The organism is Cytobacillus firmus, from assembly GCF_023715565.1.
Lineage (GTDB): Bacteria > Bacillota > Bacilli > Bacillales > Cytobacillaceae > Cytobacillus > Cytobacillus firmus_C.
Genome location: NZ_JAMBOJ010000045.1, coordinates 1 through 17,306, shown reverse-complemented (window position 1 = coordinate 17,306; position 17,306 = coordinate 1). Strand labels below are relative to the sequence as shown.

The 17,306-nt window shown below is 42.2% G+C and carries 15 protein-coding genes; 9 read left to right on the top strand and 6 right to left on the bottom strand.

Going from position 1 to position 17,306, the window contains the following annotated elements; translation table 11 throughout:
• Positions 1–17 precede the first annotated feature (17 nt).
• From xsc to M3205_RS17190, 3 genes are all read left to right on the top strand, one after another.
• Positions 18–1,781, top strand: a complete 1,764-nt coding sequence (xsc, locus tag M3205_RS17205; RefSeq protein ID WP_251171049.1) for a sulfoacetaldehyde acetyltransferase — start codon at positions 18–20, stop codon at positions 1,779–1,781.
• A 147-nt stretch (positions 1,782–1,928) separates the two neighbouring features.
• Complete coding sequence (locus M3205_RS17200) at positions 1,929–2,987, top strand: TRAP transporter substrate-binding protein (protein WP_251171048.1); 1,059 nt, start codon at positions 1,929–1,931, stop codon at positions 2,985–2,987.
• Positions 2,988–3,039: 52 nt separating this feature from the next.
• Complete coding sequence (locus M3205_RS17190; RefSeq protein ID WP_311315741.1) at positions 3,040–4,953, top strand: TRAP transporter large permease; 1,914 nt, start codon at positions 3,040–3,042, stop codon at positions 4,951–4,953.
• Positions 4,954–5,279: 326 nt separating this feature from the next.
• Here M3205_RS17190 and M3205_RS17185 read toward each other — a convergent pair whose 3' ends face one another.
• The 5 genes from M3205_RS17185 to M3205_RS17165 form a co-directional block, all read right to left on the bottom strand.
• Complete coding sequence (locus M3205_RS17185; RefSeq protein WP_251171047.1) at positions 5,280–6,110, bottom strand: carbohydrate ABC transporter permease; 831 nt, start codon at positions 6,108–6,110, stop codon at positions 5,280–5,282.
• Between the two features lie 11 nt (positions 6,111–6,121).
• Positions 6,122–7,021 (bottom strand): carbohydrate ABC transporter permease, encoded by a 900-nt coding sequence (locus M3205_RS17180; protein WP_251171046.1) that lies wholly within the window; start codon positions 7,019–7,021, stop codon positions 6,122–6,124.
• A gap of 146 nt (positions 7,022–7,167) precedes the next feature.
• Entirely contained in the window at positions 7,168–8,421 is a 1,254-nt protein-coding gene (locus M3205_RS17175) for an ABC transporter substrate-binding protein (RefSeq protein WP_251171045.1), read from the bottom strand.
• Between the two features lie 46 nt (positions 8,422–8,467).
• Positions 8,468–10,585: an amylo-alpha-1,6-glucosidase gene (locus M3205_RS17170; RefSeq protein WP_251171044.1), complete on the bottom strand. Its 2,118-nt coding sequence runs from the start codon at positions 10,583–10,585 to the stop codon at positions 8,468–8,470.
• A gap of 146 nt (positions 10,586–10,731) precedes the next feature.
• Positions 10,732–11,748: a LacI family DNA-binding transcriptional regulator gene (locus M3205_RS17165; RefSeq protein ID WP_251171043.1), complete on the bottom strand. Its 1,017-nt coding sequence runs from the start codon at positions 11,746–11,748 to the stop codon at positions 10,732–10,734.
• A gap of 703 nt (positions 11,749–12,451) precedes the next feature.
• Between M3205_RS17165 and M3205_RS17160 the strand changes: the two genes are divergently transcribed.
• The 6 genes from M3205_RS17160 to M3205_RS17135 all read left to right on the top strand — a co-directional run bounded on the left by M3205_RS17160 (position 12,452) and on the right by M3205_RS17135 (position 16,605).
• On the top strand, positions 12,452–12,640 hold the full coding sequence (locus M3205_RS17160; RefSeq protein WP_251171042.1) for a hypothetical protein: 189 nt from the start codon (positions 12,452–12,454) through the stop codon (positions 12,638–12,640).
• A 137-nt stretch (positions 12,641–12,777) separates the two neighbouring features.
• Positions 12,778–12,939, top strand: coding sequence for a hypothetical protein (locus M3205_RS17155; protein ID WP_251171041.1), 162 nt, complete (start codon positions 12,778–12,780; stop codon positions 12,937–12,939).
• On the top strand, positions 12,940–13,098 hold the full coding sequence (locus M3205_RS17150; RefSeq protein ID WP_251171040.1) for a hypothetical protein: 159 nt from the start codon (positions 12,940–12,942) through the stop codon (positions 13,096–13,098).
• A gap of 51 nt (positions 13,099–13,149) precedes the next feature.
• On the top strand, positions 13,150–13,344 hold the full coding sequence (locus tag M3205_RS17145) for a hypothetical protein (protein WP_251171039.1): 195 nt from the start codon (positions 13,150–13,152) through the stop codon (positions 13,342–13,344).
• A 284-nt stretch (positions 13,345–13,628) separates the two neighbouring features.
• A complete protein-coding gene (locus M3205_RS17140) occupies positions 13,629–14,492 on the top strand; it encodes a DUF1672 family protein (protein ID WP_251171038.1) in 864 nt (287 codons plus the stop codon).
• 13 nt (positions 14,493–14,505) lie between these two features.
• Entirely contained in the window at positions 14,506–16,605 is a 2,100-nt protein-coding gene (locus tag M3205_RS17135) for an SA1320 family protein (protein WP_251171037.1), read from the top strand.
• Positions 16,606–17,018: 413 nt separating this feature from the next.
• Here the strand turns inward: M3205_RS17135 and M3205_RS17130 are convergent.
• Positions 17,019–17,306 (bottom strand): hypothetical protein (locus M3205_RS17130; RefSeq protein WP_251171036.1); only part of this gene is annotated, 288 nt, incomplete at its 5' end.

The following is a 17,306-nucleotide window of genomic DNA, read 5'->3' as shown; positions in this document are numbered from 1 at the left end:
ATTTGGGAGGAATACAAATGTCAAAAGTTGAAACTAAAAAGGTGATTAATACAAAACTAAAAATGACACCAAGTGAAGCGATTGTTGAAACATTGGTTAAAGAAGGTATTACACACATTTCAGGTATTTTAGGATCTGCTTTCATGGATATGTTAGACCTATTGCCGGCTGCAGGCATCAGATTCATCGGTGTGCGGCATGAACAAAGTGCAGCACATATGGAAGATGGATACTGCCGGGTGTCAGGAAAAGCAGGAGTAGTGATTGGCCAAAATGGACCGGGAATCACCAATATGGTGACATCCGTTGCAGCTGCCAATCAAGCTCATACTCCTATGGTCGTCATCTCTCCTTCTGCTGGTACTCCAACAGTCGGCTGGGATGGCTTTCAGGAGTGTGATCAAGTTTCGGTTTTCAAAGCAGTTACCAAAGAAACAGTCCGGGTTACTCACCCAAGCCGGGTAGCAGATTGTCTCCGGACGGCATTCAGAATTGCCTATGCAGAACGTGGACCTGTATTATTTGATATTCCACGCGACTATTTCTACGGTGAAATTGAAGATTATATTTTGGAACCGCATCAATACCGTGTCGATGCCCGCGGCTGCGGCTCCGCTGAATCACTGGATAAAGCGGCTGAATTATTGGCAAATGCAGAATATCCAGTCATTATATCCGGAAGAGGCACAGTAGATTCAGATGGCATTGAAGAGGTAAAGGCCATCGCTGAGCACTTGACCATCCCGGCAGCTGTATCCTATATGCACAATGATGCATTCCCTGCTGATCATCCTCTTGCAGTCGGGCCGATTGGCTATATGGGTTCAAAGGCTGCTATGCACACACTCAAAAAAGCCGATGTTGTTCTGGCAATCGGGACTAGATTATCCGTTTTTGGAACACTTCCTTGCTATGATATTGACTACTTCCCAAAGAATGCTAAAATCATCCAGATTGATATTAACCCAAGAAATTTAGCCAGAACTCATCCTATTGAAGTAGGCATTATCGGCGATGCTCGCGAAGCAAGCAATGAGCTTTTAAAGCGGATTAAGAATCTGGCTCCAAATGCTAGCAAGAATAAGCAAAGATTAGCAGAAGCAGCAGAACTAAAGCAGCAATGGGAAAAGGAACTTGTCGACCTCGCCATGGTTGAAGGCTCGCCAATTAACCCGCGCCGGGCACTATTGGAGCTAACCAAGGTGCTTCCGGAAAATACTATTGTTTCAACTGACATTGGCAATGTTTCCTCAACCGCAAATGCTTATTTGAAATTTAATAAACCTAGAAAACATATAGCTGCCCTTACCTTCGGAAATACTGGGTTCGCTTATCCTACGGCATTAGGCGCAAAACTGGCTAACCCGGATTGTCCCGTAGTAGCTATAGTCGGAGATGGCGCTTGGGGAATGAGTTTACATGAGGTAAGTACAGCGGTGGAGGAGAACATTCCCGTCGTGGCATGTGTCTTTAATAATGGAGCATGGTGCGCAGAAAAGAAAAACCAGGTTGATTTTTATAACAATCGTTTTGTTGGTGCAGATATCCAAAACCCTGATTTTGCAGAAGTGGCCATGTCAATGGGAGCTGTAGGTGTACGGGTTGAGCGTCCAGAGGATGTTGGGCCGGCCATCCAGAAGGCCATCCAATCAAATAAGCCGACTGTTCTTGATATTCAGGTCGACGGTACCCAGCTTGCTCCACCATTCAGGAAGGATGCATTGAAAATGCCAACCCGTCTATTGCCAAAATATGCACACCTTGACTATAGAAATTGGTAATCAGAAATGCTTAAATAAATACATGATCGAAATGGGCCAGGACTATATCTCCTCCCATTTCGACCATGTTTCACTTTATTTTATCTGAATATTCAATAAATTATTTATAAACCTTGAATTGTAAGCATTACCATAGGGAGTGATTGAATGAAGGCGAAACAGCACTCTATTATTGTCGCCCTGGCTGCTTTGATTTTATTGGGGTTCGTTTTAATAGGGAAAAATGCATTAAATCCTGAGGCAAGGGCTGAGCAGCAGGGCGCAATCACTTTAAGGCTAGCTCAATCGAAAGCCGGAAACCATCCTGTATCTAAAGGAATCGATAAGTTCGCTGAACTGGTTAAAGAAAAGTCAAACGGAGAATTAGAAGTTGAAACCTTCCATGACTCCCTCCTTGGCAGTGACAGAGAAGTGATTGAAAGCGCCCAGCGAGGCAGCCTTGAGATGGCCAGCTCATCGACGCCAAATATGACTAGTTTTACAAACTATTTTACAGCATGGGATCTTCCTTATATTTTTGAAAACAAGGAAGAAGTATATAAAGCAGTAGATGGGAAACCGGGTGAAATTATCCGTGAAGAGCTGGAGCACTCCGGATTTAAGGTCATATTCTTTCCCGATTATGGATTTCGGCAGGTTGTGAATAATGTCAAGCCCATCATTCTTCCTGAGGATTTGGAAGGACTAAAAATACGGACAACCAACTCCAAAATAGAACAAGCTGATTTCAAGGAATTTGGAGCAAGCCCGACACCTGTTGCCTGGTCAGAAGTTTTCACCGCATTGCAGCAAGGCACTGTTGAAGGTGAAGGAAACAGCTACTCTTTATTATGGGATTCTAAGCATCAGGAAGTTCTAAAATACGCGACAGAGGTTAATTACAACTACAGCTCTGATATTGTCGTAATGAATAAGGAGTTATTTGATGGGCTGTCTGAACAGCACCAGAATATTATTATGGAAGCCGGAAAGGAAGCGACCATTTGGCAGCGTGATCTAGCGAATGAAAGAGAAGATGAAGCAAGGCAGCAGTTCCTTGATTATGGCATCGAAATCTATGAACCTTCTCCCGAGGAAATGAAGATTTGGAAACAATCTGTTCAAAATGTATGGGATAAATTTGTGACAGAAGGTGCTGCAGACCCAGAGTATGTGGAAACCATTTTAAAGACTCTTGGAAAAACAAAAGAAGAAATCTTTAAATGACCGTTATTTTGCAACTGGCAATCCCCCTATTATGGGATAAGGAGTTGAAGTTATGAATCAAAGTTTACCGACTGTGAACAGTACGGAGAAGCAGCCGCCGCCAATCCTGCACAGCAATAGCCGGTTTATCAAATTAATCAAATTCATTGATGCGCGTTTTGAAGAGATATTAATTGTCACAGGCTTTTTGCTGTTTATCTTATTAATCAATCTTCAGGTTATCAACCGCTATGTACTTCCTTTCATTGAAATTGCAAACATAACAACCTGGACAGAGGAAACTTCCCGGTATTTATTCATTTTTGTATCATTCCTGGGTGCCAGTCTTGCAATTAAAAAAAGGGATTCTATCCAGGTGACTGCTGTTGTTGAACTTTTTCCAGCCGGACTGCAAAAGTCGATTCAGCTGGCCAATTCGATCTTTATGCTTCATTTCAGTTACATGATGGTAACAAATGGGTTTAACCTGATATCATTTCAATTTGAAACAGCGCAAACAACTCCAGCCCTTTCCATCCCGATGGCCATTCCATATAGCGCTGTGCCAATAGGCTTTCTGTTAATCGCTTTCCGTCTAATCCAAAACCTTCTTCATGACGCAAAGGATATGGAAATCAGGGACGGAATCATCGGTGCGGCGATCGCCTTGTTCATGATCCTTCCTGTTCTATTTATGCAGGAATCCAGCATCACTCTATTATTATTTGGATACTTTGTATTATTTATTGTGATCGGGATGCCGATTGCCTTTGCTTTAGGAATCAGCACCTTAACTACCGTCCTTGCAACCAATGCAATCCCGATTGATTTTTTCCCGCAGACAGCATTCACCAGCATTGACAATTTCCCAATTATGGCTGTTCCTTTTTTCATCGCTGCCGGAATTATAATGGGCGGCGGGAATATCATAAAGAAATTACTAAAGCTCTCCGATGAATTATTAGGGTTTCTTCCCGGCGGATTGGCACTGGTTGCTATTGTCACAAGTATGTTCTTTTCTGCCATAAGCGGATCCGGGCCAGCAACCGTAGCGGCGATTGGCACTTTATTAATTCCGGCCATGATAAAACAGGGATACTCACCGGGGTTTGCAACTGCAGTTGTCGCAGCAGCCGGGACCATTGGGGTCATTATCCCTCCAAGCAACCCGCTTGTCATTTATGGAGTCGTTTCTCAGGAGTCAATCTCCAAGTTATTTATTGCAGGGATCTTTCCAGGAATTCTAACCGGGTTTGCGCTAATCATTGTTACATTCTTCATATCTAAAAAGAATGGATGGCAGAGTGATAAAACAAGCTTCAGCCTCAAGAACACACTCGCTGCCGCATGGGATGCAAAACTTGCCCTTCTGGTTCCCATCTTTATTTTAGGGGGAATTTATGGAGGATTCATGACTCCGACAGAAGCTGCGGCTGTTGCCGCTGCATACGGAATTATCATAGGCATGTTTGTGTATAAAGATATGAACTTAAAAGGCCTTTATCACAATCTTGCAAAGGCCGGGATCACCTCTGCTGTTATCATTCTGCTAATTGTCATGGCCAGTATATTCGGCCGCTTGATTACCTTGGAAAAAGTAGCAGAAACAGTAGCCAATTTTGTCTTGTCGATCAGTGACAACAAATGGGTCATTCTCCTCCTCCTCAATGCCTTGCTATTGCTTGTCGGACTAGTCATGGAGGCCTTGGCAGCAATCGTTATCCTCACACCAATCTTACTGCCTATGGCCATAGCAGTAGGAGTGGATCCCGTGCACTTTGGCTTGATTATGATCTTTAACCTTGCAATCGGATTTATCACTCCGCCTGTTGGAGTTAACTTATTTGTAGCCTCAGGTGTAGCCAAACTAAAGATCGAGGAAGTCATAAAAGGAGTTCGAATATTGCTGGTTACCATGATAGCCGTACTGCTCCTGGTTACCTATATTCCAGACATCAGCCTGTGGCTCACCGGATTTATGAAGTAAACCTTCATATATTTTGTATGTTGGGTGCTCTTCTTAATAATCTGCATCCTAAAATATCGCCCCCCTTTTGTATCTAAAAGGGGGGCGATATTTTAGGCAAAGATTATCACAGCCATTCGAATATGGCTTTTCAAAAGGTGCTCATAAAATATTTACAAGTGCCCTCTTAAGATGGACTACCGCGGGATACTCACATTAGGCAGATGGCTATTACAAACTTTCTTCCTAATGTGAATATCTTTGTAACGATGATCAATCCAGTATTTTAATATCCCCGCTATGTAACAGGAATTCTTACTCCTGTTCCAGCACAGCTATTTCCATGATCACTTCCCGCCAGTAAACGAGATTCCTTTGATAAAGAAGCGATTAAAGAATGCATATAGAAGCAGGACTGGAAGCGTAAAGACCATGGACGCTGCCATAATATAGTTCCAATAGCTGACAAACTGTCCTTTAAATGTATTCAGCCCCAAAGGAAGAGTATACATTTCTGTATCAGTCATGACGATCAGCGGTCTCATAAAGTCATTCCAGAAGCCCATGAAGACAAAGATTGCCTGGGCAGCCAGAGCCGGTTTGGCAAGAGGCAGCACTATCTTGAAAAAGATCCCCAGGCGGCTGAGCCCATCAAGCTGTGCAGCTTCCTCCAATTCTTTCGGGAAATTGATAAAGAATTGCCTCATCATGAAGATAAAGGTCGCATTAATCATCGACGGAACGATCATTCCCTGATAAGAGTTCAGCCAGCCCAATTCTTTCAGGATTAAATAGTTAGGAATCATGGTCACTTGCGCCGGGATCATTAACACGGCCAGAATAATGATAAACAGGGCCTTTTTACCGGGAAAAGACAGTCTTGCAAGGGCATAGCCTGCCATTGAGTTAAAAATGATATTTAGAAGTGTCCCGATTACCGCGATGATAAGGGAATTCAAAAGCCAGCGGGGGAACAAATCCTGCTCCACAAATATTTGCTGATAGTTTGCGAGAGTGAAGTTTTTCGGAATAAAGTTCATGGTCCCGCTAATGATTTCTTCTAATGTCTTAAATGAAGATGACAGGGCCCACAAGAACGGAACGAGTGTGGTGACAGCGTATAGAACAAGAATGACATAAAGAAGGCTCTTGCCGAATGATTTTTTCCTGGAATTCATGTCCGTCCCCCTTAATAAAGTGATTCTTCCTTCGAAAATTTACGCTGGATCAGGGTGGCAATCAGGATAATGATGGCCAGTGCGAAAGCTAGTGCAGCTGCATACCCCATTGTTCCGAGCGACTTGAATGCATATTGATAGATTAATAGAACGACTGTCAGGGTTGAGTTATTTGGCCCTCCAGATCCGCCGGAGAAGATATACGATTGATCAAACAGCTGGAAGGTTCCAATTAACCCCATTATGACAACAAATGAGGTAACCGGACGAAGGAACGGAACCGTAACATAAAAGAACTTCTGAAGGGCATTGGCCCCATCAAGCTCTGCTGCTTCATATAAGGAATCGGGAATATCCTGAAGAGCTGCGAGATAAATCACCATAAAGAATGGCGCCGTCGCCCAAATATTCATCAGCATGATTGCATTTAATGCGATATCAGGATCGCCTAAAAAGTTATACCCGGGAAGTCCGATCATTTCCAGAAGGTTGTTGATCAGACCTTCTTTGTTATACATCCACATGAAAATTAATGTTAAAACGGCAGAAGAAGTTAACGTCGGCAAAAAGTAAACAATCCGGAAGAACTTCTCCCCTTTCAAGCCGGCATTTAGCGTTGCCGCCAAAATCAGAGCTAAAATCGTCTGGCATGGCACAACAATCAGCACATATTTCGCCGTATTTTTTAGTGCAATAAGAGCCCTGTTGTCTTCCATAATTCTGGCAAAGTTTTCAAACGCCACAAATTCAAAACTGGTTTCGCCAAGAAGCTGAACTTTGTTAAATGATAGGAAAATAGCATAAAGAATTGGCCCAATGATAAATAGGGCTAACACAAATAGTGTTGGAGACATAAACAAATATCCTTGCCCGGCATCTTTTAATTTTTTCTTAGAAGATCGTTTGTTCATGAGTATTCCTACCTTCTATCTGTTTGGATAATCCTTTCCTTAACGGCCGGTATTGGCACAGATCCGAAAAGAAAGGCTGCAGCATCCCATTATGAATGTACCTGACACCATAAATGGGCCAGGTACATTTCATTTGGGTATGTGCTTTATTGGATTTCACTATTTGCTTGCTTCTGCGCTTCCTTCAATGCGTCATCCAGCGGACGATCTCCAAGGAAAGCAGCAATGAATTGGTTATTAAAATTATTCATGATAATCGGAAGGTTCGCACCTTCCTGCCATACAGTGGCATAAGGTGCTCCAGCAACAAGCGCGCCTCGTAATGGATCTTTATCATAGCCTAGCTTCTCTGCAACCGATTTGCGTGTAGGAAGTGCAAAGCCTTTAGAAGTCCACGTTTCCATTCCTTCTTTGCCAGTCAGATAGGAGATCAGCTTCCATGAAGCTTCCTTCTTCTCAGATGCTGCATTCATGACATATCCAACCGCATAAGCCATGGTCCCCTTTTCGCCATTAACGGCAGGAAGCTCAGCTGTACCGTACTCCACATCAGGAAATGTATCCTCTAAGAACGGAATGGCCCAGTTCCCTTCAATGACCATTGCCGCTTTCTGCTGGCCAAACATTTCGCCGCCCCAGTTTGCGCCTACTTCTGATGCCTGTGCAGAGGTTTTGTCTTCAAGATGCTGATCAACGATTGGCTTTAGTGCTTCCACGATCTCAGGTGAGGCAAAATTTGCCTTGCCATCCTTCACCACATCGCCGCCGGAGGCCCGGGCGATATGATAAAGCCGGGCAAGCTCAGGTGCAACACCAAATCCGTAAACACCATCCTTTGTGAGGGCTTTTGACACTTCGCGCAGCTCATCCCAAGTTTTTGGAACCTCTACACCAGCTTCTTCAAACATTTTTTTATTATAGAAAAGAGCTAGAGTAGAGTAATCCTTTGGAAAACCGTATGTCTTTCCATCCACCTTGAAAGCTTCAAGCATCGGCTTCTCAAAATCTTCAACATCAAAGTCGTCTGTGACATATTCGTCTAATGGCTCGACGACGCCTGTTTCAATCAATGCTGGCGCTTCAAGTGCGTCCAGGTAGAACACATCCGGACCTTCTCCGCCAATCAGGCGTGTTTTCAGGACATCCATATACTGCTCTGAAATCACTTCATGCTTTACATCAATGTTTGGAAATTTCTCTTCGAAGTCGGCAATGGTCTGTTTCAGCAGTTTTTGCTCAGATGGGTTGCCGCCCCATCCCGCAAGCGTTATTTGAACCTTTTCTCCTTCAGATCCGCCAGAGCCTTCTGAGTTCGCTTCATCTGACCCGCTGCATCCAGCAAGAAGGGACCCCATTAACATTGTCGTAATGCCTAACCCAGCCAACCATTTTTTCTTCATCCTTCGTAACCCCTCTCATTTCCCATTGATTTTTTGTAAAAAGAATTTATTGAGTTACCTTCGCCTGCTTTACGATTTCAAAGCCCGTTGTATTTTCTAATATGGATGTCTGTATTTCTTCTCTCTGTCTCTTAACGGAGACAGAAAGGATGCCTTCCCCAATTTTGATGTTAGTGACCGTCAATGTATTCATTTCATCCAGCAGCATGGGGCTCAGCTGAATTTCCCTTTTTAAACTGTCCGGGAATAGACCCAGAAGTGATTGGATAAATACAAGCGGCGTACCTGCTGCCCAGGCCTGCGGTGAACATGCAACCGGGTATTTAACAGCCTTCCCGACTTCGGCACTATAGCCGCAGAACAGTTCAGGGAGGCGATCGTACTCAAAATACCGGGAAGCCTGTATCAGGCCAGTCATTACTTTTTTAGCATCTTCAGAGAATCCAAGTTTGCTCATTCCCAGTAAAATCATGCTGTTATCATGCGGCCAAATACTGCCATCATGGTAGCTCATTGGATTATATCCTGCTTCTCCTTCACCCATCGTGCGAATTCCAAATCCTGAAAACATTTTCTCACTCGTCAGTGTGCTGCTTACTTTCTCTGCACGATCTTCTGCGAGCATTTCAGAATACAGGACATGGCCTGGGTTAGATGTAATCGTTCCTACCTGTTTTTTTCCGCCATCAAGAGCAATGGCATAAAACTCCTGATCTGACATCCAAAATTCGTTTTCAAAAGCTTCCTGCAATTTTGCTGCCTCCGTTTTGAGTCTGGAAGCTTCCTCTTTATTACCAAGCTTGCTATATATAGAGGCAATCCCCTGCTTTGCCTGATAAACATATCCCTGTACCTCGGAAAGCGCTATTGGTGTTTCAGCATAATCCCCATTTCGATGAACAATGGAATCCCCGGAATCCTTCCAGCCTTGATTGGCAATGCCCTTTGAGGATTCTTGATGGTATTCCACAAACAAATCACCATCCCGATCTCCATACTGATCAATCCACTCCAGCGCACGATTGACGTTTTCTTCGAGCTGGTGGAATGTCTCAAAATCACCAGTCCACTTCACATACTCTGTTAATAGAACAAGGAATAGTGGTGTAGCATCAATCGTTCCATAGTAAGGAGTGAATGGAATCTGATTCGTATTCGCCAGCTCCCCAAAACGGATTTCATGCATAATTTTCCCCGGCTGCTCGTCTCTCCAGGGATCGACTTTAGTCCCTTGCCTGCTTGCCATTGTAAATAATGTTCCTTTTGCCACTTCAGGCTGGAATGCAATCATCTGAAGGGCCGCAATCAGACTGTCCCTGCCGAACGGAACCCCGAACCACGGCAGTCCAGCTACCGGGAAATTTCCGTAGCCCATGTCTGTCAATAGCACCCGCAAATCCGATAAACCTCTATCCACTAGCCTTTGAAGCGGCTCGAAATCTGTTTCAACTGATGCAAGCCCTGCAGACCAGTTCTTATATGAAGATTTGAGCTCTTCGAGAGCTTCATTTACAGGTAAAAGATCTGTTCGCGTTTCTCTATTTTCAAGCGGGATAACCATAAAAATAATTGATTCGGATTCCTGGTGCTGAAGGGTAAGAGTAAAGGTAATTTCGCCGCCTTCTTTTACTTCTTTAGGTACAAGAGGTGTATCCCATTGGATACGCGTTGCTCTCTTGATACCATCTGCCCCGTCATAACGGAATGTCAGAGAATTTTGATCCGCTGTCTGGCCTGTTCTTTTTCCTATATCCCCTGTCTGGAAACCGCGGACGATAAACATATCATTAAAATCCACATCAGCTTCTATGTTTAAATCAAACGTCACCGGTTTTGGGAAGTAGTTCTTAGCTGTAACAGTTTCATATAACACGTCATCATGGATAAATCGCTTTCTCTCAATTTCAATCGATTCCCTCCAAAGAATCAATTCTCCATCCTTTTCCTGGTGCGGATTTGTTGAGAGGATGGAAGACATATAGTTTTCAGATCCATCCGAGTGAAGAAGAATCGGTTTTTCATTGTTGATCCGGACGTTAAACTTACTGAGAAAACGAGTATCATTCTTGTATAAACCTAGGCCGTAGCTGTGATTTGCCGTGATATCACCCTGTTCATCCGTTAATAAGAATAAGTTGTTCTCTTTGATCACTCTGTAATTCATTTTGCCCCTCCTGCACCTTCATTTTTCATAACAGTTCGTTCACCGAAACGTTTCGGTTTTTCCGGTAAAAAAATCACCAAAACGTTTCGGATTTACACTGAAGATAAAGTTGGCTGTCCTTGCTGTTCAGCTCGGTCGGCCAACATTTATTTTTTCACTTCTGCTGTACTTTGCCGTTCCTTTAACTCTGTTTTCATAACCAGACGATGTGTGTCTGTCTCGTTTTGAAGCAGACCAATCAGTAATCTCGCTGCTTCATATCCCAGCCCGAATTTATTCTGTGCAATCGTCGTCAGCGTCGGACTAACATATGAGGCTAATAAAATATCATCGTATCCTATGATGGAGAGCTCCTCCGGCACCTTTAGATTAAGCTCCTTCGCCGCTGCCATTGCGCCGATAGCCATTAAGTCACTTGCACAAAATAGAGCGGTGATTTCAGGATGATCGTTCAGCAATTGAAGTGCTGATTCCTTTCCTCTCTCTTCTGTGAACTCGCCATCTGTTATATATTCGGGATTAAAGCTAATGCCTGCTTTATCGAGGGCCCTATGATATCCCTTCAATCTTTCACGGCTGACAAAGGCAAATTCATGGCCATTAATCATGCCAATCTTCTCATGGCCAAGACCGATAAGATGCTTCACCGCTTTTTCTGCGCCCAGCACATTGTCTGTCGTTACATGGCTTACATAATCTGATTCAAGCGGAATATCAATCAATACACAAGGAATATCGCTATCTACCACTTCCTTTAAATACGGATCATCAGTGCGGATTCCCTGAATAATCACACCATCCACTCTTCGTTCGCGGCAAAGCTGAGTATACGTCTTTTCCCGCTGTTTAGAGGAATTGGTATTGAATAAGATAAGGTCATAACTTGATCCGGATACATACTCATTAACACCGGCAAGAACCTCAACCATAAAATTATCCTTCACGCTTTCCTTTGTAAAACCTGACACCAGCAGCCCAATAGTCTGTGATTTTTTCATAACTAGACTTCTTGCAAGCGAATTAGGGCTATAATTCAATTCCTTTGCTACTTGAGCAATCTTCTTTCGGGTACTTTCACTAACATCCGAGTATCCATTTAACGCCCTTGAAACAGTCGTAACAGATACTCCTGCCTTTTTTGCAATATCCTTAATTGTAGTCACTAAGACATCTCCCAAAACGTTTCGGTTTTTCTATAACCTGACTATACAACATGAAGAAAACGATTACAACTATTTTTGTAAAATTCAAAACAAATTCCACTAACCTTCCTCACGACAACATACCTAAAAAGTGTAAAATTCCTTTGGAAAACTGAGCTGAGCGGCAGCTCAGTTTCCTATTTTAAGGCCCTGCTTTCCCTTCAAAATTCAATCAAATGTTTGATCCATTCCCGCTTTCTTATTTAATTAATATTATTTACTATAACTGCCCGATTCGGACTCTAACTACTGGATTTTTGTTTTTGTGTCATAAGTTCACCCTAGTTCTGACGCTAACCCACGAGGTTTTCCTTTTGTGTCAAAAGTTGACCCTAGTTCTGACACTAACCCTCGAGGTTTTCCTTTTTGTGTCAGAAGTTAACCCTAGTTCTGACACTAACCCTCGAGGTTTTCCTTTTTGTGTCAGAAGCTGACCCTAGTTCTGACGCTAACCCACGAGGTTTTCCTTTTTGTGTCAGAAGCTGACCCTAGTTCTGATTTTAACTACTAGATTTCCCCTTATGTATCTAAATCCCCAAACCTCTCACTGACTTTCTATCTATTTTTTACCAAAAGGAGTAATTTTACACAATTAAAACTGTAAAAATATAACTCTACCCGTTACAATAAGATAGACTCCGATTTTTAGGGGAACTTTGAACCAATGCAAAACAAACTAAGAATCTTACTCTTCAATGCCGGGATGTCATTGCTGCTTGGAGGGTGTATTGGTCAGGAAAGCAAAAAAGAAAGAGAGTCTTCCCAGATTTGCGTTTTGGATTATACGGGTGAAGACTATGCACTTCCCTATGGAAGTGTGACAAATGAATCGCTGATAAGAATCTTGATGTGATAAGGGATGCCACAATCAGGTTTTTCAAAGAGAAATAAAAGACAGATGTAACTGTGCATAATGTAGTTGGTGCTAAGGATGGGGCCACTGTGTTTGTATAGTCAAAAGGTGAACCACATTTTTACACCTACGCTGTAGTGCCAATAGATGAACTGGCAAAGAAAGTATGGACGGGAAAGATATGGGCGGACGAATTCCAGGTGGAGAATGCCATTAAAGGCGGATTATATCACATGATTTTTAGTGAAGAGTTTAAGCAGCTGGATGACTATCTTGAGGCTCTGGCAGCAGAAGGCTAAGTGACCGGAAAAACAAAGGCAGCCCTTCAGAATGTGGGCGGGCATGGATATATGACTCCTTATTATTTTATTGCGTTAACAAGTAAAGAAGAGGCCATTAAACCAGACCTTTATATATATCACCTTGATGAAAATACAGAGAATTTAAGGAAGGTCTAAGATGAGGACTCATTTAATCCTGAAAACATCAAAATTAACATTCAGTTATTCATGGCTGACAAGCAGGCAAAACCAAGTGAAGAGATTTTTAATCATATTACGGCAGGGCTGGAAGAGATGAACTCAATACCCAATGGCACTTACAGCTTCTCTCTCAATGATAATTTCATCGATAAGCAGAGTGCAGAAGGCGCGAAAGATAATTCTTTAAAACGCGGTTTCCCTGATTACATAATTACGGAGTAAAGAGGTCAATATTCTCAAGACTCCCCCATTATCTATTACAGGCATGGGACTGTAACTATTTATCTATTTTCTCACTTACACCGATCTGACTTTATTCCTATTTTTACCTAAAAAGTGTAATTTTCCACGTTTAAACTGTAAAAATATAACTCTATCCGCTAAAATAAGGGTTATAACTTTGAATGGCACATTCCTTTAGGGAGGACATGTAAATAATGCACAAGAAAACAAAAATTTTACTCTGCAGTGTTGGAATATCATTAATGCTTGGAGGATGTTCTGGTATGAATAGCACAAATAACAATGAAGACACTGAAAAGTCAAAAGAAACACAGGTAGCCCATTCTGAAGAAACTAAGATTAGCGTTCAGGATTATACTGGTGAAGGCTATGCACTGCCATATGGAAGAGTGACAGATGAAATTGCTGATAAAAACCTTACTCAGATCGAGGAAGCTGCCATCAGCTTTTTCAAAGAGAATTATAAGACAGACGTAACTGTGCATAATGTGGTTGGTGCAAAGGACGGGGCCACTGTGTTTGTAGAATCAAAAGGTGAACCGCATTTCTACACCTATGCTGTGGTGCCAATAGATGAACTCGAAAAGAAAGTGATGACGGAAAAGATATGGGCGGACGAATTCCAGGTGGAGAATGCCATTAAAGGCGGTTTATATAGCATGATCTTCAAAGAAGAATTCAATCAACTCGATAACTACTTTGATTCACTTACCGCAGAAGGTCAAATAACTGGCAGAACGAAGGAGTCCATTCAAAATGTTGGTGGCAAGGGTTTCTCAACCCCGTATTATTTTATTTCAATTGCCGATGAGACAGCTATCCAACCTGTATATGACCTTTTCATGAAAAATCCTGCTGAAAGTGCAGAAAACCTCAGGAAGGCTTTTAAGGATAATTCATTCTCGGCTGAAAACCTTTTCATTAATATTCAATTATTTATGGCCGATAAAAATGCAAGTCCAGATAAAAAGTTATTTGATCAAATCATAAAAGACCTTGAAGAAATGACTTCAATCCCTAGAGGTTCATATAGTTTTGTCTTAAATGATAATTTTATTGATAAGCAAAGCTCCAGTGGTATGGGAGATAATTCACTGGATTTACTGGAAGATATTATTAAAGAATAAAGCAGGTGAATAAATGAATACACTTAATGGTTCACCAAATACCTCCATAAACAATGATAAAGATTTGGTTGAGCTAGCTGGCTACTATGCCTATACTTATCCCCAAAAAGGGGAAGTTCTAAAGGTAAATGGAATAAAATATCGGGTTCGCCACGAGCACTATGAAGATCCAACCGGGCTTGATGCGCTGACAGTTATAAATTTAAAGACAAAAGAAATATCCATCATCTATGTAGGAACAGATGCAAGCGGTAAATATGGAAAAATGGATATTCTGACGGATGCACAGCTTTTAAGTGACCTTACACCTGCACAGCTAGCTGAAGCAAGAAATTATTTTAATGAAATGAACGAAAAATATAAAGAATATGGCGGTGTCCAATCGATTGCAGGAAATTCACTTGGAGGCGGTCTGGTAAGTGCTGTCGCCACTGAAAATCCAGAGGTTAAAGCCGTTACACTTAACCCAGCTCTCCTTCCCGAGGGAATGATGGACCCTGATAAAACCTACGACAACATTACAAACTACTTCAGCAGCTACGATGTGCTGACGCAAACCTTGATCGCATTAAATCTGCATGACAGGATTCCTGGCAAGCAGTATGAAATTTTTAATGGCATTCCTGAATTTTCAAAGCTTGCGACAAATCATACAGGCTATTTAAGAAATGAAGATGGCACGCAGTACTACGTCATTGGTGAAGTTGGCAAGCCAGGCTATGGCAAAATCTATATCGATGCTGACGCCCATATCGTATCCAGCATCTGGACAGGAGTACCTCTTTATGGTGGCCACTCAGAACGCATTGAGATTAACAAGGAGAATCTGGATCTCCTTGCTTCTTCCCTTCAAAGCCATGTGATGGAAAGATTAAACCTTGCTCACGAATATCTGGGCAATTCGGTTGCCATTGTAGAAGATGAAGCTAGCCGATATTATGAGCGGCTAAGCCGACTGCAGAAGATTTTCGAGGAGATGTTTGAAAACCTGATCAGTGAGCCTCTGTTTATGGGGATCACCTCCATCAGCAATCGATTAACAGCGGAAATCGATCATTTGATTTCTTTGTTAAATGTGGCGGAAAGCCATGCAAAATCATTGAATTCAATACTGAACTCTCCACCTGCCGAGCTGCTTGAACATATTTTCCGTACGAACGTAAGTGTAGAAAGTATATTTAATGAAGTTCGCAGCTTTTTATATGATTTGAAAGGAGATGTTCAGGATCTTTCCAAAAGCCTGATCCGGATTATTTCAAATAAAATCCCTGAATTGTTTGAGGGCGGTAAAGAGTTCTGGTATGATGCCGTAGTCAGTGAGCTAAAAGCCCATTATGGAATCGTAAACAATAACAGGGATAAGCTGCTAACTCATATTAGTGAATACCAGAAACAAGTCCAGGACGTTGCGGCTAATTTCCACGACAAGGACCTTTCCCTCGGACAGTCGATTAAGAACAAATCCACCCATTCCCATTCCATATCCGTACAGGGAACGAATACGTATAAGCTGGAAGATTCCCCTTATATGGAGCTGCGGATGAAGATTAAGGACTTCCAGATGGACACGGCTTATTCTGCATTCACTGCATCAACACAGGCACTTCTCATGCCTATATTGCATAAGGCATGGGTAATCACCTTGAACATTGAAACTGCATTGGAGCTCCTTTCAGGCACTATCAAAGGAGCAACCAAATTTGCATTGGACTACACAATCCCCGGCAAGTTATTCGGTTTGTTTACAGACTTTGATGATAAAATCAGAAACCGTGTCAACAACGCGCTGGCGCCTTTGGATGAGTTTGCCGGCACGATTGAAGGCATCCGAAAAGGGTTAGACCGATTAATAGTGGAATACCCTACACTTTTAAGAAATTTTAGACCTTATGTTGAAACCGCCCTATTCAACAATAGCGGCTACTATAACGTCCACCTCTACAACCTTGCATCCATCGCTATTTTAAGAGAAATGGAAATGCTGTTTGATGATGTGGTGTATCAATTAGGAAACCACAAAGCTGAAGCGATTGAGGCATTGTGTGAGGTTTCTAAAAAAGTGAAGGGTAATATGGGGATATTGTATGAACAGGTAGATCGCGGAACGATTTAATTAATCCCGGGACATGGGACAGGTTACTTGTCCTGCAATTTGAAATAACCGAGCTGAGTTGCAGCTCGGTTTTGCTTTTATTTAGACTATATTTGATAGTCTATTTGCAAATTTAATTGTCTATTTGCAAGTTTCCGGCTGCCATTTGCAAACTCTTTGTTTATTCGCAAGTTTCCAGCAGTTATTTGTAAATTTGATTGCTCTGTTTGCGGGTTTCCAACGACTATTTGCAGGTTGATCGATCTATTTGCAAATTTCCGGCTCCTATTTGCATGTTCTTTGTTATTCGCAAGTTTCCAGCTGCTATTTGCATGTTTGATTGCTCTTTTTGCAGGTTTCCACTGACTATTTGCATGTTTGCTTGTTCTATTTGCAAGTTGCCGGCTTCTATTTGCAAACTCTTTGTTTATTTGCTAGGTTCCAGCAGTTATTTGTAAATTTGATTGCTCTTTTTGCAGGTTTCCAACGACTATTTGCAAATTTAATTGTCTATTTGCAAGTTGCCGGCTGCCATTTGCAAACTCTTTGTTTATTCGCAAGTTTCCAGCAGTTATTTGTAAATTTGATTGCTCTTTTTGCGGGTTTCCAACGACTATTTGCAGGTTGATCGATCTATTTGCAAATTTCCGGCTCCTATTTGCATGTTCTTTGTTATTCGCAAGTTTCCAGCTGCTATTTGCATGTTTGATTGCTCTTTTTGC

What these genes read in the sequence shown, in the direction of transcription:
- xsc (WP_251171049.1), top strand. Translation starts at nt 18, where the DNA reads ATGTCAAAAGTTGAAACTAAAAAGGTGATTAATACAAAACTAAAAATG.
- M3205_RS17160 (WP_251171042.1), top strand. Translation starts at nt 12,452, where the DNA reads ATGCAAAACAAACTAAGAATCTTACTCTTCAATGCCGGGATGTCATTG.
- M3205_RS17170 (WP_251171044.1), bottom strand. Translation starts at nt 10,585, where the DNA reads ATGAATTACAGAGTGATCAAAGAGAACAACTTATTCTTATTAACGGAT.
- M3205_RS17200 (WP_251171048.1), top strand. Translation starts at nt 1,929, where the DNA reads ATGAAGGCGAAACAGCACTCTATTATTGTCGCCCTGGCTGCTTTGATT.
- M3205_RS17135 (WP_251171037.1), top strand. Translation starts at nt 14,506, where the DNA reads ATGAATACACTTAATGGTTCACCAAATACCTCCATAAACAATGATAAA.
- M3205_RS17185 (WP_251171047.1), bottom strand. Translation starts at nt 6,110, where the DNA reads ATGAATTCCAGGAAAAAATCATTCGGCAAGAGCCTTCTTTATGTCATT.
- M3205_RS17175 (WP_251171045.1), bottom strand. Translation starts at nt 8,421, where the DNA reads ATGAAGAAAAAATGGTTGGCTGGGTTAGGCATTACGACAATGTTAATG.
- M3205_RS17190 (WP_311315741.1), top strand. Translation starts at nt 3,040, where the DNA reads ATGAATCAAAGTTTACCGACTGTGAACAGTACGGAGAAGCAGCCGCCG.
- M3205_RS17145 (WP_251171039.1), top strand. Translation starts at nt 13,150, where the DNA reads ATGGCTGACAAGCAGGCAAAACCAAGTGAAGAGATTTTTAATCATATT.
- M3205_RS17140 (WP_251171038.1), top strand. Translation starts at nt 13,629, where the DNA reads ATGAATAGCACAAATAACAATGAAGACACTGAAAAGTCAAAAGAAACA.
- M3205_RS17180 (WP_251171046.1), bottom strand. Translation starts at nt 7,021, where the DNA reads ATGAACAAACGATCTTCTAAGAAAAAATTAAAAGATGCCGGGCAAGGA.